The organism is Planococcus halocryophilus (assembly GCF_022489025.1).
GTDB classification, from domain to species: domain Bacteria; phylum Bacillota; class Bacilli; order Bacillales_A; family Planococcaceae; genus Planococcus; species Planococcus halocryophilus_A.
The window spans coordinates 482566-509126 of the sequence record NZ_JAKVTG010000001.1 but is presented as its reverse complement, the minus strand read 5'-3'; the positions used below and the strand labels follow the sequence as shown (position 1 = coordinate 509126).

Genomic DNA, 26561 nt, shown 5'->3' with positions numbered 1-26561 from the left:
CTTATAATTTAAAAGACTTCCTCAATAAACAAATTCTAACATTAAATATACTTGACGCTAAAAAAGCTAGATAATTTTGGAAATAAAACCGTTCGTAAAAGTACACAATTACGAACGCTCTAAAATCAAGCCAAAACCATAAAAAAGAACGTTCGTAAAGGTGGCTGCACACTTTACGAACGTTCAAGGGATACCAAGGATATTTACGAACGCATTTCGGTTTGGTTAATTTTTGCGCTCTTTCATTTCCGCTACTGCTTTGTCGTATTTATCAAAATCGAATTCAACACTATTTGGTTTGTAGAAAAAGAGGATTGACTCTTTTTCGCCTTGGCTTAGTAAATAAGTTACGACGGCTTTCGGGCTCGTCATGTTAATGCCCGCTTGGTTTGCGTCTGCAAGTTTTGTCAGGATGTTTTCTGGTGTCTTGCCCAATGCAATCACTCCTTTTCTGTAGGTAAGTTACGAACATCTAAAATGGTTGGCAATTCGTTAAAGTCTGTTCTTTCGTTCATCTCGATTAACAATCGTGCCGTTTCTTCTGGACTGCTAAGTAATCCGCTTTCTTTGTAGTCTAAGAACTTTTCAATGAGCGGGAAGTCTGTGGCATCGCTTTGGCGAATTTTTTCTTGCATGCCCGTATCGATGATTCCTGGTGCGACAGAGACAACTTTAACGTCTTCGTTTTCTGCATCGATGCACGAGCTGAAATGATCGAGTCCTGCTTTTCCTGCACAGTAGGCACTCCATCCCTTGTAAGCTTTGCGCCCCGCTCCTGACGATATATTGATAATTCTTTTTTCAGCTGGGCTATTTTTTAATTGATTGATAAATGCACCGCAAAGTAACATGGGTGCCGTCAAATTCAGTACGATGCTTTGACTAACTCCTGCTGAATCGTTTGTATGAGCCAGTCCAATTGGATCAATGGTACCTGCATTATTGATCAGCACAATTTGTTCTATATCTTTTGGTAGTTGACCTAACGCTTGCTCTATTGTTTTTTCAATAGCCTCGAGCTGCGTCAAATCAACTGATAGAAAATGTTCACCTGGCCAATGTTCTGGTTGAGTGCGCGCAATTCCAATCACCAGATGACCTTTTCCGATAAGTTGTTTGCTCCATTCGTAACCGATCCCTTTAGATGCACCTGTTATAATGTAAGCTTCTTTTGTCATTTTTATTGCCCACCTTTTTGATACATAATTTCGCCTGCGACGACCGTCATTACGGGCTCTGCTTCTAGAATTTGTTCTTCACGCCCTGCAAATAAATCGCGATCAAAGATGGTAAAGTCCGCATCAAAACCTTCACGGATGACGCCGCGCTCGTTTTCTTTACCAATTGCTGCGGCACTTCCACTTGTATACAATTGAATCGCTTCAAAGCGCGTTAGTTTTTCTTCTGGCAAATAGCCTTCATGTGTTTCATAAGGTTTTCTGCGCGTAACAGCTGCATAAATTCCTAAACGCGGGTCTGCTTCTTCTATCGGCGCATCTGACCCACCTGCACAAATCAGCCCGTGATTTAAAAGTTTCTTCCATACATAAGACCATTCCAAACGATTTTCGCCGAGACGTTCCACGACCCATGGAAAGTCAGATGTGACAAAGCTTGGCTGAAGATCTAATGCGACATCTATTTGTTGCATACGTGCGACTAAATCTTCTCGTACGACCATAGTGTGAATAAGACGGTCGCGCTTTCCTTGAGGCACCGGATGCGCTTCAATGGCATCTAGCGCCATTTCTAAACCAAGATCCCCAATCACATGAATCGCTACTGCTTCGCCGTGTTTACGAGCAATTGATACAAGACGTTTTAGTTCTTCATCTGATTGAATAGCAACTCCAATAGTAGATGGGTCATCGTTATACGGTTTGCTTAAAAGCGCAGTACGTCCGCCGATTGATCCATCTGCGAAAATTTTCATCGGACCCGGATCGATAAATGGTTCTGCGTAAGAAGCATTTTCCATCATTTCTTCAAAAGCAATATGGGCTCTAAGTAAATGTGCACGGAACTTTACTTTGTCTCCGATGACATTTTTAAACGCATCGAGTGGTCGTGAGTAGTGACCATAATAGCCCATATCCTCTGTGTGAGCACCCGTTAATCCAAGTGACAGTAAATGATCCACTGATTTTTGCAGAGCGCGTGTTAAATAATCTACGCTTACTTCGGGAACTTGACTGGCTACCAAATCTTGTGCAGCGTCTAATAAATAACCGGTCGGTTCCCCGTCCGCATCACGTACGATTAAACCACCTTCAGGATCTGGGCTGTCTTTTGTAATACCTGCTAATGCTAATGCGCTAGAGTTCGCTAAAATTGCATGGCGGCAAACTCGTTTTAACAACATTGGGGATGTACTTATTTCATCAAGTTCGTTGCGGTGGAAGATTTTACGGTCTGCAAAATTATTTTCATTCCAGCCTTCACCGATAAACCAATCGTCTTTTTTCAGATCTTTTGTGGATTCAATTAATTGTTCGCGCATTTCTTCTGAGCTTTCAATGATGGATAAGTCAACACGCATTAACTTTTCGCCGTGGCCAATCATGTGCATATGGCTATCGACCAATCCAGGATACATCGTCGCTCCTTGCAAATCGATTTCTTTATCAGCAAATTGTTTCAAATCTTTGTATGTCCCAATTTTTTCTATATGATCATCCGACACTAAAACCGCTTCTGCAGTCGCGCCTTCTGCTTCCATTGTATAAATTGTTCCCCCATGCCATAACACTTTCATCTAACCACTCCTTTTCTCTCTTCTCATCATAAGTTTAATCGCTCTTGCATTCAATACGTTTGAATTGAATTTTCAATGATTCATACGTAAAGCAAAAGCACTTTCATTTATGTTATACTGTTTTTACTTATAGAAAGCAGAGGTGAACCCTCCTAGTCGGAGGGACGAATTGGACAGTATACTCATTCTCAATTTGTTTATGGTCGCGCTTTTAATCGGGCTGACCGCTTTATTTGTTGGATCGGAGTTTTCAATTATTCGTGTCAGAATGTCCCGTATCGATCAACTCGTTTCAGAAGGGCATAAAAATGCCAACTTGACGAAGAAAATCATTAGCAATTTGGATTATTATTTATCTGCTTGCCAATTAGGGATTACCGTAACAGCGCTTGGCCTTGGTTGGCTAGGTGAGTCAACTGTAGAACGGCTCTTGTATCCGGTTTTTGATAACTTTGGAATCGAAGGACCGACTGCATCGATTTTTTCTTTTTTCATCGCATTTAGTATGATTACCTTTTTACATGTAGTGATTGGCGAATTGGCACCTAAAACGCTAGCTATTCAATATGCAGAGAAAATGGCCTTTATCTTTGCTGGCCCTCTTTATTTTTTCGGAGTGATTCTCGCTCCGTTTATCTATTTGATGAATGGCTCAGCAAGATTGCTGTTACGCGCTTTTGGTATCGAACCTGCAGCTTATGAGCAAGCTCACTCAGAAGAAGAATTGAAAATCATCATGACAAAAAGCTACCATAGCGGCGAAATCAATCAAACGGAATTATCGTATATGCAGAACATTTTTTCTTTCGATGAACGATTGGCAAAAGATATTATGTTGCCACGAACACAAATGGAGACCATTTCACTTGAGATGAGCCATGATGATTTAATGGAGATTGTTCGTGACCATCAATACACACGTTACCCTGTTACTGAAAAAGGGGACAAAGATGATATTCTCGGGTTTATCAATGTTAAAGAAATGCTGACCAATTACACGTACCAACAAGATTTAAATGACAGCATCGTCGTTCACGATATTCCATTTGTTCATGACATGGCACCCATACAAGATGTGTTGTTGAAAATGCAAAAAGAACATGTTCATATGGCCATTGTTGTTGATGAATACGGCGGAACGGCTGGTGTCATTACAATGGAAGATATTCTAGAAGAAATTGTTGGAGAAATTCGTGACGAGTTTGATGAAGACGAACGCGATGAGATTAAAGCCGTTGATATCAATAATTATTTATTGAATGGACGGGTACTTTTATCTGATTTAGAAGATCGTTTTGCCATCGAGTTTGATGATAGCGAAGACGTTGATACGATCGGTGGATGGATTCAATTAAAAAATACGGATATCGGTGAAGGTGAATCGGTCGAATTGCCGCACCATACGATTACAGTTCGTGAGATGGAAAACCATCAAATTATCCGTGTGTTGTTGTCACGTCATACTGACCTTAAAACCTAAAAAAAATTCCAACAGCAGAAATTGCTGTTGGAATTTTTTATTTTTCTTCTAATAATGATTTTTCATATTGGAATTTTTTCATCAACATTTCACCTGAATAGCCTTCTTCGATCAATTTTGCAAGAATCGCTTTTGTTTGATCGTCTGCTGCTTCAGGATGTTCTCCTCGGTCAAACTCTACAACATTTTCAGCGTCTGTAATCCAGTCAGAAAAACTTCCCATATAAAGTTTTAACTGGTCATAGCCTTTTTCAGCCATGATGGCATAAAGTGCTGCTGCCGTAACCCCACTGCCACAATAAACAACAGTTGGTTCGTGTTTTTGAACGACTGTACTGATATCTCCAGTAAACTGGAATTCCCCTTTTGAAACAAATTGTGCCCAGTCTAAATTACGTGCTCCTGGAATGCGGCCGGCAACTGGATCAATCGGTTCTTCAAGCCCAGCAAAACGTGCAGCTGAACGGGCATCGACTAGTACACCTAGTTCGTCACCGCTAATTACATTTTTAACATATGCTTGGTCTGCAAAGATATCACGATCAAAGTTTGGTGTAACTGTAGACGCTTCTATTATTGGCATTTCATTAGAAACTGCAACACCGCGCTGCTTTAACGCATCGAAACCTTGTTGACTGATGTGAACATGCTGGAATCCTGCGTATTTCAATAACCACCAAGCTCGCGCTGCATAAGGCGAACCGCCTTGGTCATAAAGGACAATAGAATCCTCCAAGCTCAAGCCGCTTGACCGAACTAATTGCGTTAGTTGTTCGTTAGAAGGCATCGGATGCCGCCCTGCGCTGGCAGTCATATCTGACATATCCTTTTCTAAGTCCCAAAAAACAGCTCCAGCCACATGCTCTTCTTCGTACATTTTCTTACCAGCAGTAGAATCTTTCAAATCGAATCGTGCATCAATCCATTTATGATTTTCTGTATCCGTTGTTTCGATAAATACTGACATCGTCTACACCCTTCCGTTCATCAAATTTGAATACAGCTCTTTCCATTGTGCTAATTTCTCAGATTGTTGCAGCAAGGTACGTTCCGAATCAATCTGATCAACAGCTTGACGTAGAATATGTTGACGTAACCCTTCTGCTTCTTGTTCAATCCAAAATGTTGCCCAGTTGCTCAATTCTTTTTTCTCTTGATCCAAATAACGGAGCGCATCCGGTTCCATTAATTCTTGCAACGCATCACGCATTTTTTCTTTTTCATTTTTCTCGAAAAAGCTTTTGTTATTTTTATAATACGATTTAACTGATGAATAATCAGCATTTACAAACGGTTTTGAAATTTCGACAGAACCTGTTTCTTGCACTTCATAAGGTGTAAACGAGAAGTCTGAATTCTGCTCTTTCAATTTGCTTGTGTCTTCTTTAAAGCGAGAGTCTAATTTCTTCTCGATAAACTGAGCGAGTCGGAAATTCGTCACGCGCAATTCTTGTTGAAAATCAAATCCTGTCATTTCATTTAAATCTTGCAACGCCGTATCCAAAGCTTGTTGGGCTGATTTGTTAGAAAATACTGAAGGATTAAATGCCTCTTTGAAAAAATCATTAAAACGATAAAAAACGCGTTGGTTAACGTAATACAGCAACTCATCCAATTCTTGAAGAGCTTCACGTTCTAATAACTTGGCAATTGATGCTCCGAAAAGTTTACGTAGCTGCTGCTCAAGAAGTTTGAGTTCTTCTAATCGTTCGTCTTTACGCAATAAGTTTTTTTCTGTGTGTTCAATTAAGCTACGGAAGCGGTCGACTGCTTTTTGCTCTTCTTCTGCGAGCGATTGCACAGCCATTCCTTTTAGCTCTTCTTTTAAGAAATGCTGGAAGGCTTCTTCAAATTCTGGCATACCTGAATGCTCTCGGTCACGTAATGCTAGTAAGCTTGATACACCAAATAAGCGTGGGAAACGAATGCCAAAACGTTGCAATTCATCTTTTACATACGTAACGACTGAATTTTTTTCTTCTTCGTCATTCGCAAGATCAATCGCATTCACGACAAAGAACATCTTATCCATTTCAAATGCGTCTTTTACTCGACCAAGCTGAATCAGGAACTCTCGGTCAGCACGTGCGAAAGCATGGTTATAATAAGTAATGAACAAAATCGCATCCGCGTTACGAATATACTCAAAAGCAACATTCGTATGTCTAGCATTAATCGAATCTGCTCCTGGAGTATCTACAAGCGTGACGCCGTTACGTGTTAACTCGCAATCGTAATAAAAATCGATTTCATCAACAAAACAGCTTTTTTCTTCTTTCGCCACATACAAACCAAATTCTTCACGATTTGTCCGAAGAGTTTCACCTAAACGATCTTTGAAATCTGGAAATCCTTTGTTAAAGGCGGTGATAAATGATTTATGAACTTGCTGTTCTGTTGGTGTATTTTCTGGTAGTTTTGATGACTTGTCAAAAGCATCTTCCAATGAAGTGACTTGCATGCCTAAAGCTTGGAAAGAATTTTGAACGTCTTCTGTCATTTGCGTACGCGTTTTTAGTCGAACATCTGCTGTTTCGTGTGGGTGTTGCTCGCTTACTGGACGAATTCGGTTAATCGTCGCCGTAGTCGGGTTTGGCGATACAGGTAATACCGTTTCCCCCATTAATGCATTCGAAAATGATGATTTCCCCGCACTAAATGCTCCAAACAATGCAATGGTGAATTCTTGTCCTTCTAAACGACCCGCTTTTCGTTTTAAATAAGCGGCAGTTTCCGCAAATCCTTTTATCGGATCAATAACTTCTGCTGTACGGTTGGCACGCTCGAGTACAGCTACTTCATCAAATGACGCCACTTCCATTGAGTGAGCTTGTTGTTCTTGCTCTTCTTGTTGTTGGTTATCTTTTTCAAGCATTGCAGGATCAAATTCAGTCATTTCTTCTATAGAAACTTCAAATTCACTTAGCCATTGATCCACTTTTTCTTCCGCTGCTGTTTTTTGTTTTGGTAGCATTGCCGAATAAGACTTTTTCACTTTGTCGATTTTACTTTCCATTTCTTCAAGTGTTTGGATCGCGAGCATTTTTTGAGACAAGGTTTGTGCTTTCATATCAATTTCTGTATTGGCGTCATCCGTCAATCCTTCAAACTTTTCTTCTTGTGCTTTTTTCCAGCCATCTGTCTCACGGATAAACCAGCGCTGGACACCTGTTGAAATGCTATTAGCAAAATTCAATACCGCGTCTCCAGTCACAGAAGCGCCTGTTGGAACTTGTTCTTCTACAACTGAAAATGGCACCTGGTAAGTCATGTCGTCGATGGATAACGATTCACTGTCCGTTAATATTCCAGCATCTTTTAACGAAGACTTCATCAATTTTTTTAAGTGATTGGTAATTTGAGAAGATACTGTCGTCTGCAGTCGTTCGTCCACTTCTAGTTGTCGTTTTTGTCGTTCTTCTTCTGTCTTTTTGCCACTAAATAGCAAACCGACTTTAAAATTCGGTTGCACCGATTCTAAATAGCTTGTTAAAGCATTACGAAGTTCGTAAGGCATTATATTCGAGTTTTCGAGTAATTCTTTGCGGCTCTTTTCAAATTTCGCCTGCCAGTTTTCAAAATCTTGGACGGACATTCTACGAGAAACTAACGCATTCTCTTTTTTCAAATCCTCACGCATTTCCCATTCTTTCGGGTCCAGCACCGTTGAAAATGCTAGTAAACATTCTTGTTTTTCATCTTCTAAATAGTTGATGTGTTCGTCTTTTAACTGGCTCAAGGCGGATTCAGAAGCTGAGCCCATATGACCTTTCCAGTTTTTCATCGTTGACGAAACAAGTTCTTTAACTTGGTCAAAATCGTTTCCAGGAAAATCAAAATCCTTTAACGATGTAAAGAAAATGCCTTTTGGAACGACTCCCCATACCGCGAACGAATCATGAACCGATTGTTGGAAATCTTCAAAACTCATTTCACTGCTTTGATGCTTATCAATTTGGTTAACGATTAAATAGAGCTCGGTGTACTTTTGTAATTCTTTTGTGAAATTAAAATTCAATTCAGACTGAACATGGTTATAATCCATCACATAAAACACCATGTCCGCTACGTGTAGAGCTGACTCGGTTGACATGCGGTGCGCATCATCTGTGGAATCGACTCCCGGTGTATCCATGACCGTTATGCCTTTAGGCAAAACCGATGCTTGGTGTCCGATATCGATTTGTGTGACATCACCGTTTTTGCAAAATTCCTTAACCGCGTTAAAATCGTAATTCTCAGGAAAGTAAACCGGTTTTTCATCGCGCATATTAACGATAGCAAAATCCGTATCTGCTTTTTGGACATTCACGATATTCGCACTCGTTGGGATCGGGCTAGACGGCAATAACGTCTCGCCAGTCAATGCGTTGATCATAGATGACTTACCGGATGAAAAATGTCCGGCAAACCCAATAATAAAATTATTTTTTAAGATTTTTTTTGCAAATAAATGCGCTTTGGCTTCACGCTCAGTGTCTTCATTGTCTTTGAAGATCTTATAGAGATGTGCCGTTTCAAGTAATTCTTGTTTATGATCAACAACTGTCATTTCGAAATCTCCTTCTCCGCTTACTGCTCTCTATCATATCATTTTTATGGGTCAACGAAAAACATCCTTCCCAAATTTGAGAAGGATGTTGGGTTTCTTATGAAAATCCGTGAATCGACATACCACCATCGACAAAAAGTGTCTGTCCGGTAATATAACTTGCCGCATCTGATGCTAAAAACACAACAGGTGACGCTACTTCCGGTAATTCTCCAACACGCTTCATCGGTGTCACTGCGAGAATCGAATCTAAATATTCAGGGTTACTTAAAATCTTTTCTGTTAACGGTGTTTTAAAGTACCATGGTCCAATTGCATTGACGCGAATGTTTTTCGGTCCCCATTCCATTGCCATGACTTTTGTCATTTGAATAATAGCCGCTTTAGATGCCGCATAAATAACACCTGTTTTTAATGCGCGATCGCCTCCGACCGAGCTAATGTTAACAATCGAACTGCCACTAACCATTTTTTTCACAGCTTCTTGCGAAAACATAAAGACGCTTTGTGCATTCGTATCCATAATTTGATGCCATTCTGCGTCATTGGCATCTGCTAACGAAGACCGGATATTCATCCCTGCATTGTTTACTAAAATATCAAGCGCACCAAAATGCTCGACTGTTTTGTCGATTGCTGCTTGAATGTCACTGCGTTTTGTAATGTCTGCTGTTATGTAAGATGTTCGGTCATTGTTTATGTCTTGTTGTGTTTGCTGCAAGTCTGATTCGGTTCTTGCTACTAACATGACATTGGCTCCCGCTTCTGCAAGAGCCATTGCGATTGCTTTGCCAATTCCTTTACCGGCACCTGTTACGATAGCCGTCTTGTTTTCTAAACTAAATGATTTCAACATGTATAATCGCCTCCACTTTTATTATAGTCACAACATTCACTATTTGTCCTGTTCTATAAACTACAAAAAAACCGCCGTGGATTACCACGGCGCTTTCAGACTGTAGACAAAGTCTATTGAAAATGTATAGTTGTGTATAACCACAACCGTTCTGGCCACTGCGCTTTCCATGGGCTCAGCTTCAGCCTCCTCGTCACTTGCGTTCCTGCGGGGTCTTCAGCTTTCGCTGTCCCATAGGAGTCTTCGTGACCAGAACGGTTGTTAGCATATAGCTCAAATTAGAGAGTAACCAGTGATTCCACTTTTTAAGAGGATTAATGAGTAATCACACAAGGATCCGAAGCGCAATGCGGCGACTCCTGCGGAAAAACGGAGTGATGAGACCCCGCAGGAGCTTGCGACGAGGAGGCTCAGCGCTTCGTCCGCGGAAAGCGTCCGCATGGAGCGAAGGATCCAGTATATAGGATAAGATATTCATTCGTTAACTAACATAATAATTCTTTTGTCTAAAAACAGAAACCGTCGTGACTATCACGACGGTTTCTGCTTACTCGTTTAGTTGATAAATCTTCGTATATTTTTCTTCTAGATAGTCTGCTAAATAATCTGGATTCAAACCTTCGCCAGTGACATCTTTTAAAATATCCATAGGCTTTTTAAAAGCGCCATACTGATGAATGTTTTTCGTTAGCCATTCGCGAATTGGTGTGATGTTGCGCTCTGCTAACAATTCGTCGTAATTCGGCAACTCTTTTAGCATAGCGTTTTTGAATTGGGCTGCATACATATAACCGAGTGCATAAGACGGGAAATACCCAAAACTTGCGCCTGACCAGTGAACGTCTTGTAAGACACCTTCTGCATCGTTTGACGGACGTACGCCTAAATACTCTTCGTATTTATCGTTCCACAACTGCGGCAAATCGCTAACTTTCAAGTCTCCGTTAAACAAACCTTTTTCAAGCTCGTAACGTACCATAATATGCAATGCATACGACAATTCGTCTGCTTCAATGCGAATTAATGATGGTTTAGATTCATTAATTGCGCGTACGTAATCCACTAATTCAACAGATGAAAACTGATCAGGAGCGTAGTCTTTCAACAAGTCAAAGTTTTTCTGCCAAAAATGTTCATTGCGACCGATAAAGTTTTCACAAAACAACGACTGCGATTCATGAATGCCCATCGAAGCACCTGTTTCAATCGGCAATCCTGCTAAGTCGTCTCCGAGGTTTTGCTCATACATCGCATGTCCGCCTTCGTGAATTGTGCCAAATACAGCTGTTCGGAAGTCACTTTCATCGTACTTAGTCGTTACGCGAATGTCTTGTCTGTTGATTGAAATCATAAATGGATGAACGGTTTCATCAAGTCTACCCGCTTCAAAATTATAGCCAAGTTGATCTAACATTTCACGGCTAAAATCTTGCTGTGCTTGCTTTGGAAAATGCTCGTATAAAAATGCTGTTTCTGGTTTGTTAGGAGAAGCTGCGATTTTTTGTACCAATGGCACAATACGCTCGCGAAGCTTGCCAAACACTTCATCTAAGATTTCTGTAGTCATGCCAGGTTCATATTGATCGAGCAGCGTATTGTACGTACTGCCGTTTTTCTCTCCCCAATAACCAACCATTTTTTTCGTTGTGCTGACCAAGTTTTCTAGGTAAGGAAGAAACAGTGAGAAATCTGAATCTCGTTTAGCTGTTTCCCAGACCGACTCGGCTTTGGATTTCAAAATAACAAACTCTTTGTACTCTTCAGGCGGAATTTTTTTGCTTAAATTATACTCTTTTCGCGCTTCTTCTACAGAGCGACGAATATACGGATCTATTGTTTCCTGTTGTGCTTCTATAGAAGATAGCAATTCGCCAAATTCATCTGAAGTCGATAACTTAAATAGCTCACTAGATAAGGTTCCAATGGTTGCAGAGCGAAGTTCCACTCCTTTTTTCGGAGCACCTGTACGCAAATCCCAATACAATAAGGCAATGGCTTCTTTATAACCTCTGATTTTACTGAAGTGTTCTGTAAAACGTTTTTCAAGTGACAACTAAATCCCCCCTATGCTTAATGAGACCATTGTATCATAGCCATACGACTCGCTTAAAAATTTTCAGCAGGTACTGGCAAGATGGTTTCCCATATATGCTCAACGCGCAGTTCTTCTTCGTTCACCAATAAATGAATTTCTCCATAATCTTTTGAAGAACGAATCAAACGGCCAATTCCTTGCTGAATACGAAGTTGCATGAAAGGCAAGTCAATTTCTTCTAATGGGTTGTTACTAAATTTCCGTTTCGCATCAAAAACCGGATCTTTTGGTGGGAATGGCAAATCAACGATAATTACTTTTGTTAATGCTTCACCAGGTAAATCTAACCCTTCCCATAAGTGATACGAACATAAAATCTGGAATTTTCCTTGCTGGAATTCTTTGACGACCGTTGATAATTCGCGGTCTCCTTCAAATTCAATAGCATATTGATGGTCCAAAGGAAGTGATTTTTTGAAATTATCCATATCTACTTTTGAAGTGAATAATACAAGCGTTTGATCTCCTGTGCTAAACAAGTCATAGACGCGTTCAAATTTCTGTTGTTGTTCTAAAGGATGCTTAAAGATTTTCATCACATCTTCATACTCAAATGGAGATGGCACAGAGAACGATTGGAATTTATCGATTCCTAGGCTATCTGACAAGTACGTGAAATCTTTTTGAATCGATAAAGTAGCTGAAGAGAAAATGATTGGTATTTTTCCGTCAAATAATTTTTCGTCTAATATATCCGTAACAAGTCGTGGCATAATAACAAGAGTCTCAATTTCGTCTTTTATCTCTAACCACGTTACCGCGTCACCTTCTTCTACAAACAAACGCATCGAGAACGTGTATTGTTCGAAATACTCTTCGGCCAATCGCAATTCGTATTCAGGAATCGTGAAAAGTTCGCCTTCGAAAACAAATTCCTCTAACATCAAATCAATGTGACGCACCAGCATATTGCCGACTTTGATCAATTCCGGATCTTTTGTAATGGCTTTGCGGTCTTCGTCACTTTTAACTGTATGGATGCGTAACAAACGGAAAAAGTCATTGTGAAGATCGATTGTTTGCTCAATCATATTTAACGTTTTTTCACGCATACCATCTGAAAGAATGCTTTCTGTCACATCTTGCAATGTGCTTTCTTGCACTTCATACGTCAATGCACGTTGTGCTGCAAATTCTAATAGATGTCCTTCATCTAACACAATTTGAGAGAATTCAGGAAGCAAAGGCGTTTGCCCCTCACGTTTACGTGTTTCTTTTGTCCAAATATGCTCCATAAGGAAATCATGTGAACAAATAACCAAATCAGTTGCCTGACGGTAATGATTGCGGTGAATAGTTTGACCGCATTTGTTTCGCAATTCACAAGCATTACAGTTTTGAATCGGATGATAATTGACTTGTTGCCATTCTTCATCTGTCACTTCTGGATAGCTCGAGCGCTCTCCGTAAGGATACGTATTTTGCATGGAAAATGTCTTATTGACAAATTCCGGCAAGCTATCTTCAATATCAAACACAAAATCTTCATCGATGCGTTTTTTGGCGCCTTCTAAACGCTGAAGACATAAATATTGATCTCGTGACTTTGCCAAACGTACATCTAAATTCAAATCAAACAACTCGTTTAAACGGTCAACGTCTCCGCCTTTTTTAACCAATTGTTCGATCAAAGTTTCATCCGCACATGAAATAAGTGCTGGTTTACCGGTATAGCGAGCATACGCGATAGCCGGTAACAGATACGCCATTGTTTTCCCAGTTCCAACTCCAGCTTCAGCAAATAAAACCGATTTTTCTTTTAACGCCTGTTCGATTTGAAAAGACATGAAAATTTGTTCATCGCGAAGATCATAGCCTTTTTCAGGAAGTTCATCGTAAAATACATCACCAATCCAGTCATTGAGTGATTCAAAGAAAGTTTTATCTTTTGATAACGCAAATGGTAGTGGTTGTCTCATAATACTCTCCTCACAGAGAAACGGAAGAGCCTGTGCCCTTCCGTTTCGTCTCATTTATTTTTTAGAACGTTCTCCCCAGAATTGGAAAAGATCCGTACGGATAAATCCGTTAAATAGTTTGCGTTTTTTTGTAGCTGGTTGACCGTAAAGTGTTTCAAAACGACCCATGGATGACAGCATATATATTGACCATGTTGGGTGTTTAGCAAATACACGACCCATATCAGCAATCATTTCTTCGATGACTTCAATTTCACCAATACGTTCTCCATACGGTGGGTTACCTACAACCACGCCGTTTTCTTCAGTTGCTACAAAATCCTTTACTTGACGCTGTTCAAAATGAATCAAGTCCGCAAAGCCAGCTTCACGCGCATTTTCTTCTGCGACTTTCAGCATGCGATGGTCAATGTCTGTGCCTACTATATTTAGTGGCTGGTCATAGTTCGCTAATTCTTCTGCTTCTTCACGAACTTCATCCCACAGTTTTTGTCCCATCCATGGCCATTCTTCGCTATCGAAATCACGGTTATAGCCGGGTGCTAAATTTTGACCGATCATCGCAGCTTCAATTGCGATGGTCCCTGATCCACAGAAAGGATCTACAAACGGACGGTCTGGTGTCCATCTAGATAATTTCACAAGTGCCGCAGCAAGAGTTTCTTTTAAAGGCGCTTCCCCTTGGTCCAAACGATAGCCGCGTTTATGCAACCCTGCTCCACTTGTGTCGATAGATAGTTGAACTTTGTCTTTTAAAATCGATACTTCAATTTTAAAGCGCGGTCCTGTTTCATCTAAAAACGAATTGCGGTGATATGCTTTTTTCAAACGTTCAACAATCGCTTTTTTAACGATAGACTGACAGTTTGGCACACTGTGTAACGTCGATTTAACTGATTTCCCTTGTACCGGAAATTCAGCATCTACTGGAAGGTATTTTTCCCATTCGATTTCTTTTGTGCGTTCAAACAATTCGTCAAATGTATAGGCATTAAATTCACCAGCGATGATTTTTACACGGTCAGCAGTGCGTAGCCATAAGTTGGCTTTGGCAATGTCTCGCTCGTTTCCTTCAAAAAATACTTTGCCGTTTTCTGTTTCTGTTTCATATCCTAGTTCTTTTACTTCGTTAGCGACAATTGACTCAAGTCCCATTGCAGCTGTTGCGAGCAATTTAAATGTTGTCATAATGACTCCCTCTCCAGTTATTCACTATTTCAGCTTTCAGTGTTCGTTTAATCGTTAGATTTTTAAAATTAAATACGTATTACAGAAATCGCTGTAGGCGGACGCTTTCCTGCGGGCGAGCGCCAAGCCTCCTCAGTCGCTCTGCTTCTTGCGGGGTCTCGGCTGTCTCGCTGGAGTCGCCGCCTTTCGCTTTTTCTTCTAATTTTCATACTGATACTATTAAAATAAATTAAAAAATTGCTTAGCACTAGATATAAACGCCTAAAGCTTACTCAAAAGATTAAATTATATCAGTCTAACTTGTTTATTTATATCATAATATGAAGAAAAGCTCCCCGACAGGAGAGCCTTTAATAAGCATTTTAAGACCATGTGAAATTCTATAAGCCATGTTTTGTTTCCACGTACTCAAACGGCTTGCGCCTTGTACTGGTGGACAGCAATCATCTATCTGCAAGTTTGCACCTGCCTCTTCATCAGTTCATTTCCTTCAGAAAAGTGCCCCTACCATAATTTGGGTTTCTCGCTCACGGGGTTTACCTCGTTCCACCTGTATAATTTCTTATACAGCTCCGTCACTGTGGCACCTTCAGGGTATTTCGGCCATATCCGAAGACTTAGGCGTTCTACCCGCCGTCAGCTATTGCTAGCTGCCTCAGCTTATTGTTTCACTGAGCGCGATCACTACGGTCATCTCAGAACCGTGCGAGCATGGACTTTCCTCTCCGGCGAAGACGCCAGAGCGATTGCCAGAATTTCAAATGGCTTATTAAGTATACGCTATTTGAGCATAGAAAACAATTGTTTTAGTTATTGTCTAATTTGTTGCCAAATACATGGTTTTCTAAATGGGACAAACGGCGCAAAATATCAAAGTTCGTTGTGCCAGGTGCCGGTGTTGTTTGTTTTTTCGGTGAGTTTTCTAACTCTGTACGTAAACGTTGGTTTTCATTTTGAAGTTGTTCGATTCGTTTTGTGAAAGCTTCATAATCCTGGATAACTTCGTCTAGGAAATGATCTACTTCATCTTGGTTGTAACCGCGCATCGCTGTTTTGAAATCTTTTTCTAGTATATCCTTAGATGTAAATTTATTGTCCATTTTAATCGTCCTTCCATAAAAAACTACCTTTTATTAAGTATAGCATACGGCACATTTTTCGTGTTCAGTCTTCTTGAACTTGAAGGTTTTTTTTTCGCTTTTTCTCTTCTAAACGGGCTCGTCTTTTGTTAATATCTTCCACAAGTGACTGGCGTACGTTTGTATGTTCACTAGCTTCTTTTGCAAATCCGGCCATAATAGCTGCTTGGTCTAAGTCTCGCAATTGATGCTCGTAAAGTTTTGCTGCATGAATCCATGCTTCTACTTCAATGCTTCCACGCAAATGCGGGGCTGCTTCTTTAAATAGTTGAACAGCCACTTCATGTTGACCAGCACGTTTTTTCTGAATGGCTAGTAAATAACGAGCCAATGCGGATGAAGCTCCCCGGTCGGTCGTTACATGTTCTAAATAAGCTGCACTTTGATCATATTGCTTTAAATCCGCATACCATTTCCCGATATTTGTATAAGCTCCACTCGTTTCAGATTCCATATCTTCCATCAACAAATTAGATGACAGCACATATAACGACACCAGTGATAAGATGTCTAGTTCATTATGATAAAGAACTTTTGCCAGCCCATCTGGAAAGCCGCTTTTAACGGCGTCTAAGTAAATAGCAGGGATTAAATATCCGGGCACATCGCCTTGACGCACAAATCCGAGCTTTTCTTCTTCGATAGTGCTTAGCTTCATCCGTGCCAACTCATTTTTCCATATACGCTTCGTACCATGAAACAAATCGATTTGACGTGGTACGGGTAATTTCGGCAAATCTTGTCGGTGCATCGTCCACCGCGAAGTTAGTTGAGGCCAATCAAAGCTTTTCCCGTTATAAGAGAAAATGATCGGGTCATCCGCTTTCCATAAACCTGTTTCGTAAAGAAATGCCGCCTCATGAGAAGGATCTGGCATGATGTACTGCATCATTTCAAAATGATCGCTCTTTTTCACTAAAATCCCAATTAAAAAAATGTACGCTCCGGTTCCACTAAGGCCTGTTGTTTCCGTATCGAAAAATACAAGTGGATCTTGTGCATTTAGTTTGAATGGATGATCAAACTCTGTTTTTTCCCATGCTTCTAACACAGGATCTAGTTCACTGAGCATGACCGATCCATGACGAGTTGTAAACGGATAAGTGATTTTCTTTTGAAAAACAAAGCCAAACTTATTTTCAACAAGTTCAAGTCCTATATCTCTCCACTTTTCTTCGTGGAGTGGACGCTCAGCTCGTTTCGGTTGTTGTTTTTTTGTGGGTTTGTTTTTTAACATGCCTTTCATTTGAAGAAGTTTGCTTTCAAACGACATCGTTCTTCACCCCTCTTTGCGAAGATCATCTAGAAGTCGGATAACATGACTCTTCATACTGATAGCGGCATCTTGTGCTCCGATACACGATGGACATCCGTCAAGACATGGACATTCTGAAACATGCTGCTGGGCTTTATCTAACAGCGGTTTCCATAAGTCGTAAATTCGTTCGCTAATCCCAATGCCTCCAGGATATGAATCGTGAATGAAAAATGTTGGCATATCGTTATGCGGCGATTTCACTTGAGGTACAACATGAACATCACGACGGTCGCACTGAACGAATATCGGGATAAAGGACTCGATTGCGTAAGCTGCTCCGGTCATAGTGTCCGATAGCTCCGATTCCGAAAAATCTTCAGGTTTTGAGAAGCTCAACCACGTAGAAGACGTATGAAGTTCTTCTGCAGGTAAAGAAATCGGTCCTGAACCAATATTGTCATGCGAATCAAACCGAATTTTTTTGAAAATGGTTGGCATGGCAAGCACGGCAATGTCTCCATAGAAAACTTCTGATTTGTTCATCTTTTTATCTTTGTCTTCGCTCATTACTTTTAATTCAACTGCTAAATTGGCATCGGTGAAATAATCCACGTCTACTTCTCTGACGTAAGCTTTCTTTTCTTCCCAGTCCAAAATTTCCACTTGAAATTGCGTGCCTTGATGCAAATAAATCGCTTCTTCGTGCAATAAGGTCATGGCGCTAAAGCGATCCATTTCACCGATTACACGTGTATCCGCTGGGACTGATTGATCGATGATGACAACATTTTCTTGAGACGCTGAACGTAGAGAAATATCGTGCGCTGGGAAGCGGTCGCTCATCCAATGCCAGCGATCTGAAGTTCGTACAAGCACGCCTTCTTCTTGTAAATATTCGAGAAGCTCTTGCACTTCGAATTCTCCGTACTGATCATCAACTCTAAAAGGCAATTCAAAAGAAGCACATTTTAAATGGTCCATTAAAATAATTATGTTTTCCGGATGAATGCGTGCTTCTTCTGGAGACTGGTCCAATAAATATTCAGGATGGTTAATAATGTATTGATCGAGAGCTGTAGATTGCGCAACATAAATAACGAGTGATTCGTCTTGACGACGACCTGCGCGTCCTGCTTGTTGCCAAGCACTTGCAATGTTCCCTGGATATCCCGTCATAATACACGCTTGCAGTTGACCAATATCAACACCAAGTTCTAATGCATTAGTAGATACGACACATTGAATCGAGCCATCACGAAGACCTTTTTCAATAGCGCGACGTTCTGTCGGCAAATAGCCTCCTCGGTACCCTTTAATCGAGTCGTCTTGTAGCTTCATTTTAGTAACAGCTTGCAAATACGTGACCAACATCTCTACACGCACTCGACTTTTCGCAAAGACGATGGTTTGGATGCCGTTTTTAATTAAATGAGTAGCTAAATCACGAACTTCCAGAATCGCACTTCTCCGAACACCAAACGTCGGGTGAATAATTGGTGGGTTGTAAAACACAATATGTTTTTTTCCAGACGGCGCACCGTTTTGGTCAATTAACTTATGTGTACTATTCGTTAAGTTTTCTGCTAGTTCTTTTGGGTTGGCAATTGTCGCGGATGTACAAATAAAGACAGGGTTGCTGCCATAAAACTCACAAATCCGTTTTAGTCTACGAATTACGTGAGCTACGTGCGTTCCGAAAATTCCTTTGTACGTATGCAACTCATCAATGACTATATAATGAAGGTTCTCAAAAAGAGAAACCCATTTTGTGTGATGTGGCAATATTGCAGAATGCAACATATCTGGATTAGTCATGACGATTTGACCCGCTTTCCGCACCTTTGTACGAATAGCCGGTGATGTATCGCCATCATATGTGTAAGACAAAATTTCTTCTTCTGTTTTTTCGATCAAATCGTGTAAATCACTTTTTTGATCTTGTGCTAATGCTTTTGTCGGAAACAGGTAAAGCGCACGGGCACCCGGGTCATTTAAAATTTTGTGCAAGACAGGTAAGTGATAACAATATGATTTTCCTGATGCAGTAGGTGTTACCGCCGTGAATGAATTCCCTGCTGTCGCTAAGTCAAACGCTTCACGTTGATGCGTATAAAGTTGCTCAATTCCTTTTTTACGGAGAGCCGCTTTTAAACTAGTGTGCATTTCCGGTGGGAAATCAGCGTATTGTGCCGGTTTTTCTTGTCTCGTATGCCAATGGACAATGCGTTCCATCATGTCCGGTTCTGTTTTCCATTCTTCCATCAAAACAGGCAAAGTTTTTCTTCTAATCATGCGATTTGCTCTTTTCGTCTATAGCCATAATAAATGTTTGTAACGTATATTGTGCTGCTTGAATCGTTTGGATAAAGCGTTTTTTGCTCGTTTCTTTATAAAAACTTTGCACAAAAAACTGTGTCATGCCTTCTGCCGCCGTATCAATTTGCGGCTTATGCACATATTTTGGTCGTTCTTGTTGAATATAGATTAGTGACTCTTTTTGCCACTCATTTATTTTAGCGTGCCAAATATCGGCGTATGGTTTAACGTCTTCATAAAAATCTGGGACCGCGTCCATTTCACGCATTTCGTAAAACCGGTCCAAGCATTTTCCACATTCATCAAATAATGTAGAAGAGAGTTCTCTAACTGTCATTTTGCAATCCCTCCATTGCCTTTAGTTTATCATATCCACTAAATCGACACGACTTTTATCGAACAGACATTCCTTACACTTTGATTAGCTAAAAAAATCAGCTATTATAAGAATATCTAAAGCTGATTTCTTCTAAAGTGTAAAGCGAATAGACAGGTTTCAAATTGTTGAAACCTTTCATCTTATCAGTCGTCTAAAAGCTTGTGATATGATAGAGTAAGCGAGGTGTATCACAATGGCAATCAATTACCCGAACGGAAAAAAGTTTATTCCGCCGAAAGATCAACCTGCCAAACAAACAGTTGCCCCTAAAAAGAAAAAGGATTTATCCTTCAGCAATCGGGGTAAGACATTAGAGGACGAATTAAACGAAACCAATGATTATTACCTTCAATTGGGATTAGCTGTCATTCACAAAAAGCCAGTACCTCTTCAAATCGTTAAAGTGGAGTATCCTTCAAGAAGTGCTGCAGTTATTCGTGAAGCCTATTTTCAAGCTCCATCCACTACCGATTATAATGGTGTTTGGAATGGTCGTTATATTGACTTTGAAGCAAAAGAAACACAAAACAAAACGTCATTCCCATTGAAAAATATTCATGATCACCAAATTCATCACATGTCTAAAGTGGTCAAGCAAAATGGAACAGCGTTTATGATTATCCGCTTTTCTTCTTGGCAGCGGTATTTTATCATGCCATTTAAAGAACTTGAGGTTTTTTGGAACCGAATGATAACAGGTGGAAGAAAATCGGTTACTTTACAAGAAATCGAAGAAACTTCATTTGAAATTACGCCTGGCGCATTTCCACGAATTGATTATTTGCCTCTTTTAAACAAGCTTTAAGCAACAGTATGTATACGAAAGTGAGGAACTGAACTTGAGCGACAAACAAATTTCGCGTGAAGAACGCCGTAAAGCAATCGAACGCCAAAAGAAAAACAACAACAAAAAGAAAAAGAAATCCCCTGTATTCCTATGGATTAAACGCATCGTGTTGGCGATGGTCATTATAGGGTTGGCTGGCGTTGTGTTCGGTGCCTCTATGTTTGCCTATTACGCAAGCAGTGCACCAGAAATTGACGAAGAGTTGCTACGCGATCCAATTAGTCCGACTTTCTATGCGGCAGATGGCGAAACAGAAATCCCTTATATTACTGCCGAGAATCGAGAGTATGTCAATTACGAAGATATTCCGAAAGCGATGGAAGCTGCTATTTTAGCAACTGAAGATAACCGGTTTTATAAACATTCCGGGATCGACGTTATTCGTTTAGGTGGAGCTGTTATCGCTAATATTACCGGCGGCTTTGGTTCTCAAGGTGCTAGTACAATTACTCAACAAGTAATAAAAAATTCGTTTTTAACAAATGACAAAACATTAAAACGAAAAGCACAAGAAGCGTATTTAGCTTATAAACTAGAACAACAATACGAAAAAGAAGAAATCTTCGAGATGTATTTCAATAAGATTTTGATGTCTGGAAATATTTATGGTTTTGGAACAGCTTCAGAATATTTTTATGGTAAACCTCTAGAAGAATTAACTTTAGCTGAAACTGCATTGTTGGCCGGAATGCCACAAAGCCCGAACGGATATAATCCCTTTAAAAATCCAGATCGTGCTATAGAACGCCGTAATGTCGTGTTAGGTTTAATGGAGCAACACGGTAAAATTACTACGGAAGAAAAAGAACAAGCACGTGCAGCTTCTCTTGATGACTCGTTGGTAGCTGAAGAAAACCGCCAGCAACAAGTTCCAAATGCTGAATATACGGCGTTTATGGAACTGGTGGAAGATGAACTTGAAGTTCTAGATGGCGATTACTCGCTAGATGAAGGCTTAAAAATTTACACAACGCTTGAGCCTTACGTTCAGGAAAAAGTAAATGACGCAATGGCTTCTGATTTGTTTTTTGATGAAGAAGTTCAATCAGCTATGACAGTGATTGATACGGAAACAGGCGGAATTAGCGCAATTGGTGCCGCACGTGATTATACTGGTGACGTCCGTCATAATTACGCTACATCAAAAGATCGCCCGATAGGGTCAACGATTAAACCATTAGTAGATTATGGCCCTGCTATCGAATACTTGGATTGGTCTACGGGTCAAACTGTAGTGGATGAACCTTATTCTTATAATGATAATGATCAAGAAATCCGCAATGTCGACGGAGAGTTTTTAGGAACAATGACAATTCGCGAAGCACTTTACCGCTCACGTAATATTCCTGCAGTTAAAACCTTGCAGGAAGTGGGGATGGAAAATGCTGAAGAATTCACCCAAAAATTAGGTCTAGATTTCGGAAATGTTTATGAATCCGCAGCACTTGGCTCACCGGAAAAAAACATTTCAACTGTTGAAATGGCAGGTGCCTTTGCTGCTTTTGGTAACGAAGGATCTTTCACTAAGCCTCACACTATTAAAAAGATTGTTTTCCGTGACGGTTCTACTGAACAAATTGTTGCGCCTGAACCTGTACAAGCAATGAAAGACAGCACCGCTTATATGGTAACCGATATGCTTAGAGACGTTGTAGATTTGAATACACCAGGTTCTACAGGAAAAGAAGTAGCAATCGATGGTTTGGACATGGCTGGTAAAACCGGTACTACCAACTATTCTGTTGAAAATCTTGAAGAATACGGATTAGATGATAGTTCTACGCCAGATGTTTGGTTTGCGGGATATACAACAGACTATTCAATCTCTGTTTGGAGCGGCTACGCTAATCGTAAAACACCAATTGACACAGCATCTGACGAACGTTTACTTGCTCAGCGTTTGTTCAAAAATGTTATGTCACAAATCTCTTCACCTGAAACAGCTAGCTTTGAACAACCAGATTCTGTAACAGAACAAGTAGTTGAAGTTGGTTCTGATCCATTAAAACTGGCTAGTGCTTTTACGCCTTACAATATGAGAAGTTCAGAACTATTTGCACGTGGCACTGAACCGAATTCAGTATCGCAACGTTATGTAGTCGAAGACTTAAAGACACCATCTGGCTTACGAGCTAAAGTTGATGGAAATTCTGCGAAGCTTTCATGGGATTCTAGTGATAAAAATGTATCATTTGAAGTTTCTGTAGAAGTTGATGGATCTCGTTCAGTTCTTACAACTTCATCAAGTAAATCGTATACGTACAATGGTTTAGAAGAAGGAAAAACATATACCTTCAGAGTCGTTGCAGTTAATGATACTCAGCGTAGTGACCCAGCGTCGACTGTAGTCGAAGTTGCTGCCGCTCCTGAAGAACCTGAAGAAGAACCTGAAGTAGAACCAGAGGAACCGGTTGAAGAAGAGCCTGTCGAAGAAGAACCGGTTGAAGAAGAACCGGTTGAAGAAGAGCCGGCTGTTGAAGAGCCGGCTGAAGAAGAACCGGTAGTCGAAGAAGAACCGGCGGTTGAAGAAGACCCAATCGATGTACCAGAAGACCCAACTGAAGAAGAAGAAAGTGAAACACCTTCGGCAAACAGTAGCGGTAATTCTGATAACGATCAGGGTAAAGACAAGGATAAAGATAAAGACAAAGATAATAAAAATGATCAAGACAACAAAGACGAAAACCAAAATTAAACATCAAAAGCCCCGAATGCTTGCCATTCGGGGCTTTTCTATGATTCATTTAAATACTTAAATTCAATTCGTTTTCTCGCAATGATTTTCTTAAGTTCCACAAATAATTCCACTAACTGACGGTATGCCGCATAAGTACTTGGGGATGATTCGATAAACGACAAACGCTCTGTGCCATTTAACGGTTCAAATCCTTCATCTTGCAAAGCTGTCCGGCAATGCGTTAAAAGTTTTTTGTAGATTGTTAGACCGTCTTGGATAATTTCAGCAGCAGCTTTATTGCGCTGCTTGTGTAAGTCAGCTAATTGCACCGATATGCATTCCCATTCCAAAAAATAAGGATCAAGTTGCTCTTTAGTTAACTTCAGTGACAGTTTCACGTTTAACCAGTCCTTTTTTCTCGCGTTTTTGCCCTTCTCGGCATCGATCAAAAAGTGGACATATATGACAGCCTGGATTTTGTGATTTGCAATGGTAGCGCCCGAAAAAGATAATTTGGTGATGTGTTTTAGACCAATCGTCTGCAGGAGTTTTTTTCATTATCGTTTCTTCTACTTGAAGCGGATTATCTTTCCATCGACTCAACCCTAATCGCTTGGCAACTCGTTCAACATGCGTGTCTACAGCTAAAGCTGGAATCCCAAAAGCCACGGACACGACAACATTAGCCGTCTTCCGACCGACTCCCGGGAGCGTCATTAGCAAGTCTCTGTCAGCTGGTACTACACTATTGTGCTCGTCGATTAAGATACGACTAAGCGCTTGAATATTTTTAGCCTTATTGCGGAACAAACCGATCGAACGGATATCTTGCTGCAATTCTTCTAATGACACAGCGACGTAATCTTTTGGTTCATGATATTTTTGGAACAAGTCAGCCGTCACGCGATTGACGAGTTTATCTGTACATTGTGCAGATAAAAGCGTCGCGATTAATAAATCAAATGGATTACGGTGTACCAATTCACAATGAGCATCCGGAAACATAAGATCCATTTCTTCTAGACAAGCCAACCATTCTTTTTTAGACATCATCTATTTCACCTTCTAATTACGGTCTTCCAACCAATTGTAAAATTGAACTTTTTTCACTGCATTTTCAGTCGGCTGAATCCGGATATTTTTTTCTCTAAACGAACTTGCATGCTTAGTAACTTGCGTAGAGGTTTTAATGTTTTTCTTTTTCCACTCAAATAAAATTCTGTCTACATAACGCAAACTCAATTTTTGAGAAATCACCGCTTCTTTGAGTGCCATCCGAATCACATCTGGTGTATGACCATCTTGATCCATCCACATCGAAATGGTCTCAATTTCCATCGGAGACAAGAAACGCCCAAATTCTTGTTCAAACAACTGGAAGATTTCCCCTTCCAACTCCTTTTGGGTATTTTCTTTTATTTCATGCTGTTCTTTATATACGCAGTCCAATAACCGATCCCATAAAGGTTGTAAAGAAATCACTTCTGTCAAAACATCTTGTTCTGTTGTTTGTTCGATAGACAAATAGCCTTGTTGCATCAATTTTTGTAACATGGTTGTTACGCTTTTTTGAGAAGTCATCATGCGTGCGCCTACTTCATCAGGTGTCGGAAACTGGTTTCCCATTTGTTGAAATGCTTGAATGTGCATGAGCAACATTGCTTCCTCGTCTGTTATCTTCAGTTCTTTGTAAAACTGAAAAAAAAGCTGGGAAATGGTAACATTCCCCTGCTCAATCCACGTTTGTAATCGATTAGGTTGTTTCATATCCCAACCACCTTTCCTATTATTCATTTTTATGGGTATAAGCGGTTTAATAGACGTGGAAATGGAATCGATTCTCTAATATGTTCCACACCACTAATCCAAGCTACTGTCCGTTCTAAACCTAGACCAAATCCAGAGTGAGGAACTGATCCGTATTTGCTTAAGTCTAAATACCAAGCATATGCATCTTCATCTAAATTATGTTCTTGAATGCGTTGTTTCATCAACTCATAATCATGAATCCGTTCAGAACCACCGATAATTTCTCCGTAGCCTTCTGGCGCGATCATGTCTGCACATAGTACGACATCGTCACGTTCTGGGTGAGGTTGCATGTAAAACGGCTTGATACCAATAGGATAATGTGTAATGAATATTGGCATGTCATAGCTTTCTGCTAAAGCTGTTTCATGTGGAGCACCAAAATCTTCGCCCCATTTAATGTCATCAAAACCATTATCGTTTAACCATTTAATCGCATCGTCATAAGAAACACGTGGGAACGGTGCTTTTATCTTTTCAAGTTTCGATACGTCTCTATCAAGACGTTCCAATTCCAATTTGCAGTTTTTCAAAACCGATTGCACAATATACGAAACATATTGCTCTTGAACTTCTAAACTTTCCGCATGCTCGATAAATGCCATTTCCGGTTCAATCATCCAAAACTCGATTAAGTGACGGCGTGTTTTAGATTTTTCTGCACGGAATGTCGGACCAAACGAAAATACTTTTCCAAGCGCCATTGCTGCAGCTTCCATATACAATTGACCAGATTGAGATAAATAAGCATCTTCATCAAAGTATTTTGTTGCAAACAATTCAGAAGTTCCTTCAGGAGAAGATCCAGTCAAAATTGGCGGATCTACTTTCACAAAACCGTTGTCATTGAAGAATTCATAAGTTGAACGAATAATTTCATTACGGATTTTCATGATTGCATGTTGTTTACGTGAACGTAGCCATAAATGACGGTTGTCCATAAGGAATTCTGTACCGTGTTCTTTCGGCGTAATTGGGAAATCTTTCGCTTCATGGATAACTTCGATGCCGGTAACAGCTAATTCATAACCAAAAGCCGAGCGTTCGTCTTCTTTTACTTCACCTGTTATATAAACCGACGTTTCTTGTGTCAATCCTTTAGCTGTAGCGAATAAGTCATCGCCTACTTCAGCTTTTACTACAACACCTTGTACAAATCCTGAGCCGTCGCGCAGTTGCAAGAACGCAATTTTTCCACTTGACCGTTTGTTCGCGATCCAAGCGCCTAGTTTAATTGTTTCTCCGTTATATTTAGCCATTTCGGCAATGGTAATTTTTTTCATCAAACAAT

At 40.3% G+C, this 26561-nt stretch carries 20 protein-coding genes and 1 other RNA gene; 3 read left to right on the top strand and 18 right to left on the bottom strand.

Annotated elements, in window-relative coordinates; translation table 11 throughout:
* Nucleotides 1-225: 225 nt before the first annotated feature.
* The 3 genes from MLE13_RS02470 to MLE13_RS02460 are packed head-to-tail and all read right to left on the bottom strand — an operon-like array spanning nucleotide 226 to nucleotide 2755.
* Nucleotides 226-444: a hypothetical protein gene (locus MLE13_RS02470; protein ID WP_240747851.1), complete on the bottom strand. Its 219-nt coding sequence runs from the start codon at nucleotides 442-444 to the stop codon at nucleotides 226-228.
* On the bottom strand, nucleotides 441-1178 hold the full coding sequence (locus MLE13_RS02465) for an SDR family NAD(P)-dependent oxidoreductase (protein WP_240747850.1): 738 nt from the start codon (nucleotides 1176-1178) through the stop codon (nucleotides 441-443). The genes MLE13_RS02470 and MLE13_RS02465 overlap by 4 nt, the downstream gene beginning before the upstream one ends.
* A gap of 2 nt (nucleotides 1179-1180) precedes the next feature.
* Nucleotides 1181-2755, bottom strand: coding sequence for an amidohydrolase (locus MLE13_RS02460; protein ID WP_240747849.1), 1575 nt, complete (start codon nucleotides 2753-2755; stop codon nucleotides 1181-1183).
* Between the two features lie 169 nt (nucleotides 2756-2924).
* Here MLE13_RS02460 and MLE13_RS02455 point away from each other — a divergent pair, with 169 nt between their 5' ends.
* Complete coding sequence (locus MLE13_RS02455; RefSeq protein ID WP_240747848.1) at nucleotides 2925-4235, top strand: hemolysin family protein; 1311 nt, start codon at nucleotides 2925-2927, stop codon at nucleotides 4233-4235.
* Between the two features lie 37 nt (nucleotides 4236-4272).
* On the opposite strand, the gene MLE13_RS02450 is transcribed toward MLE13_RS02455, so the two are convergent.
* The 11 genes from MLE13_RS02450 to MLE13_RS02400 form a co-directional block, all read right to left on the bottom strand.
* Entirely contained in the window at nucleotides 4273-5202 is a 930-nt protein-coding gene (locus tag MLE13_RS02450; protein WP_240747847.1) for a sulfurtransferase, read from the bottom strand.
* A 3-nt stretch (nucleotides 5203-5205) separates the two neighbouring features.
* A complete protein-coding gene (locus MLE13_RS02445) occupies nucleotides 5206-8787 on the bottom strand; it encodes a dynamin family protein (RefSeq protein ID WP_240747846.1) in 3582 nt (1193 codons plus the stop codon).
* A 97-nt stretch (nucleotides 8788-8884) separates the two neighbouring features.
* Nucleotides 8885-9643, bottom strand: a complete 759-nt coding sequence (locus MLE13_RS02440; protein WP_240747845.1) for an SDR family NAD(P)-dependent oxidoreductase — start codon at nucleotides 9641-9643, stop codon at nucleotides 8885-8887.
* Nucleotides 9644-10190: 547 nt separating this feature from the next.
* Nucleotides 10191-11696, bottom strand: coding sequence for a carboxypeptidase M32 (locus tag MLE13_RS02435; RefSeq protein WP_240747844.1), 1506 nt, complete (start codon nucleotides 11694-11696; stop codon nucleotides 10191-10193).
* 53 nt (nucleotides 11697-11749) lie between these two features.
* Nucleotides 11750-13657, bottom strand: a complete 1908-nt coding sequence (locus MLE13_RS02430; protein ID WP_240747843.1) for an ATP-dependent DNA helicase — start codon at nucleotides 13655-13657, stop codon at nucleotides 11750-11752.
* 54 nt (nucleotides 13658-13711) lie between these two features.
* Complete coding sequence (locus tag MLE13_RS02425) at nucleotides 13712-14845, bottom strand: THUMP domain-containing class I SAM-dependent RNA methyltransferase (protein WP_240747842.1); 1134 nt, start codon at nucleotides 14843-14845, stop codon at nucleotides 13712-13714.
* Between the two features lie 378 nt (nucleotides 14846-15223).
* Nucleotides 15224-15603: RNase P RNA component class B (gene rnpB, locus MLE13_RS02420), an RNA gene on the bottom strand.
* Between the two features lie 48 nt (nucleotides 15604-15651).
* Nucleotides 15652-15945, bottom strand: a complete 294-nt coding sequence (gene gpsB, locus MLE13_RS02415; protein ID WP_008431066.1) for a cell division regulator GpsB — start codon at nucleotides 15943-15945, stop codon at nucleotides 15652-15654.
* Between the two features lie 64 nt (nucleotides 15946-16009).
* Nucleotides 16010-17257 carry a ribonuclease H-like domain-containing protein gene (locus MLE13_RS02410; protein ID WP_240747841.1) on the bottom strand — a complete coding sequence of 416 codons (1248 nt, stop codon included), beginning with the start codon at nucleotides 17255-17257 and terminating at the stop codon, nucleotides 16010-16012.
* Nucleotides 17258-17263: 6 nt separating this feature from the next.
* Nucleotides 17264-19534: a DEAD/DEAH box helicase gene (locus MLE13_RS02405; protein WP_276323774.1), complete on the bottom strand. Its 2271-nt coding sequence runs from the start codon at nucleotides 19532-19534 to the stop codon at nucleotides 17264-17266.
* Nucleotides 19527-19895, bottom strand: coding sequence for a YppE family protein (locus MLE13_RS02400; protein ID WP_008497759.1), 369 nt, complete (start codon nucleotides 19893-19895; stop codon nucleotides 19527-19529). The genes MLE13_RS02405 and MLE13_RS02400 overlap by 8 nt, the downstream gene beginning before the upstream one ends.
* A gap of 235 nt (nucleotides 19896-20130) precedes the next feature.
* On the opposite strand from MLE13_RS02400, the gene recU reads away from it, so the two are divergent.
* Both recU and MLE13_RS02390 read left to right on the top strand, forming a co-directional pair.
* A complete protein-coding gene (gene recU / locus MLE13_RS02395; RefSeq protein ID WP_240747840.1) occupies nucleotides 20131-20742 on the top strand; it encodes a Holliday junction resolvase RecU in 612 nt (203 codons plus the stop codon).
* Nucleotides 20743-20776: 34 nt separating this feature from the next.
* Complete coding sequence (locus tag MLE13_RS02390; protein ID WP_240747839.1) at nucleotides 20777-23479, top strand: PBP1A family penicillin-binding protein; 2703 nt, start codon at nucleotides 20777-20779, stop codon at nucleotides 23477-23479.
* 38 nt (nucleotides 23480-23517) lie between these two features.
* Here MLE13_RS02390 and MLE13_RS02385 read toward each other — a convergent pair whose 3' ends face one another.
* From MLE13_RS02385 to asnS, 4 genes are read right to left on the bottom strand one after another with little or no spacing between them, the layout of a single operon-like run.
* On the bottom strand, nucleotides 23518-23859 hold the full coding sequence (locus tag MLE13_RS02385; protein ID WP_240747838.1) for a YpoC family protein: 342 nt from the start codon (nucleotides 23857-23859) through the stop codon (nucleotides 23518-23520).
* Nucleotides 23834-24514, bottom strand: coding sequence for an endonuclease III (gene nth, locus MLE13_RS02380; protein ID WP_240747837.1), 681 nt, complete (start codon nucleotides 24512-24514; stop codon nucleotides 23834-23836). The genes MLE13_RS02385 and nth overlap by 26 nt, the downstream gene beginning before the upstream one ends.
* A 12-nt stretch (nucleotides 24515-24526) precedes the next feature.
* Nucleotides 24527-25228 (bottom strand): DnaD domain-containing protein, encoded by a 702-nt coding sequence (locus MLE13_RS02375; protein WP_240747836.1) that lies wholly within the window; start codon nucleotides 25226-25228, stop codon nucleotides 24527-24529.
* Nucleotides 25229-25257: 29 nt separating this feature from the next.
* Nucleotides 25258-26553, bottom strand: a complete 1296-nt coding sequence (asnS, locus tag MLE13_RS02370) for an asparagine--tRNA ligase (RefSeq protein WP_240747956.1) — start codon at nucleotides 26551-26553, stop codon at nucleotides 25258-25260.
* Nucleotides 26554-26561: the final 8 nt, after the last annotated feature.